A 1,823-nucleotide genomic window follows, 5' to 3' on the forward strand; every position below is an offset into this window, starting at 1 on the left:
AGTCCAATTTATTATAGAACCCTTTATATTTAAGTCATACTTTTTATTAATAATGATTTCATTTCTATATCTTTGATATAATAGTATACCATTTTCCCATCCTTGTAAAAATTCAGCACGTCTCTTTTATAAAGGGCTCTCAAATGATACGATGTTGAAGCTATACTTAAACCTAATGTTATAGATAAGTCACAAACACATAATTCTTTCTCTTTAATTAGAGCTAATATAATTTTCAGCTTATTTTCATCACTTATCTTTAATAATGTATTGATAAGTCGTTGAGTTTTTTCTTCATTTAAAAATCTTAAAGCATAATTCACTTTTTCCTCATGAACACAAATGACGTCACAAATTTTATTGTTACTCATATTAAGTCACACCTTAATTTATAATATAAATCCTAATATCGTTTGTATGGTTTCATTTTCAATAATAATAAATAAGCCCAATGCTATGTAAATAACAGCCATAATCCAACGACTGAATTTCTCAACAATTTCACCCACACCAGGAATTCTAGCTAGTTTTTGTGCTGTGAATACTAAAAAGAAAATTAAAACTAAAAATACAATTAAGGTAGTCAGTAATTCAATAATATCCAATGCTACAAAATAAGGGACAAATAAACCAATATTATCTGCACCACAACTTGCAATTGTCACTAAAGAAACAGTCCCTACTAATTTGGACAAACCTTTTTCGTTTAATTCTTTTTTTGCTCTTTTTTCACCTTCACAATCATCATAAATAGCAACTTTTATACCTAAGTAGATGGGGATCAAACCTAATAAACCTAATATCCATTTCTCTGGAACATAATTTAACACAAAAGCTAAAAATAAACTGACTAATATGAGGATCATCGATCCTAGATATTGACCTATATAAATATCCCTATATTCTTTTCTAGTCTTTGCTCTAGCAAAAAATATTAATAAAATCACTAATAAATCTACCGCAGTTGCAATATAAAGTATTGCCGCAGTTATAATAGTCTGAACCATAGAGCACCTCATTCAAATATACATTTGAATGAATTGTATCATATATTGCATATCTTATGAATAATAAATATTAGAACCGAAAAGTGACACTTTAACTGATAGTAAGGGGCTGTGTATATACGAGTGATTTATAGATTCTTTGAGAATACGACTTAAAGCGATTTTAATTTGTCAGTTCATTGCATTTTGTTTTTTTAACAATTTCAATAATAAGAAGCACCTTATAGAACCCTCCTCATATTTGTCTTACAGGCCACATTATTACATTAATGGTACAATGCCACATGAGTCCGGGACATAAAGTTCTTGGATAAGTGAATAAAAGACAATTTCTATTGAAATGATATAGAAATTGTCTTTTTTATAAATTTTTTGATTATTTTCAGCTGGTTGAGCTACTACTTTTCTTATATTAAGTGCCATTAATACAAAACCAAGTTCTCTTTTGACTTTATTGAGTCCTCGGACAGACATCCGAGTGAAACCCAAAATAGCCTTCATAAATCCAAAAACAGGTTCCACATCAATTTTTCTTTGACTGTAGATATTTTTTGTTTCTGGTTCTGAAAGCTTTTTGTTAATTTGGGATTTAAAATATTCCCAGTTATAATTCTTCATTATTTTTTTGTTTGTTTTTGAATTGAAGTTCATACATTGATTTTTCAGAGGACATTCTGAACAATCATCACATTCATATAATTTGAAGTCTCGCTTATAACCATACTTATCATGACGATAGGCATATCTTTTAAAACCTAGCCGTTTATTATTCGGACAAATGAATTCGTCATTAATTTCGTCATAGTCCCAATTTTG

At 28.8% G+C, this 1,823-nt stretch carries 2 protein-coding genes and 1 pseudogene; all 3 read right to left on the bottom strand.

What is annotated here, in order from left to right:
- Positions 1–29: 29 nt before the first annotated feature.
- Positions 30–371 carry an ArsR/SmtB family transcription factor gene (locus KA828_RS11410; protein WP_031919605.1) on the bottom strand — a complete coding sequence of 114 codons (342 nt, stop codon included), beginning with the start codon at positions 369–371 and terminating at the stop codon, positions 30–32.
- Between the two features lie 18 nt (positions 372–389).
- Positions 390–1,007, bottom strand: coding sequence for a CadD family cadmium resistance transporter (locus KA828_RS11415; RefSeq protein WP_002434082.1), 618 nt, complete (start codon positions 1,005–1,007; stop codon positions 390–392).
- A gap of 266 nt (positions 1,008–1,273) precedes the next feature.
- Positions 1,274–1,823: pseudogene (locus KA828_RS11420) on the bottom strand (transposase); the annotation flags it as partial.

Source organism: Staphylococcus sp. GDY8P85P (genome assembly GCF_017892405.1).
Classification (GTDB): Bacteria; Bacillota; Bacilli; order Staphylococcales; family Staphylococcaceae; genus Staphylococcus; species Staphylococcus borealis.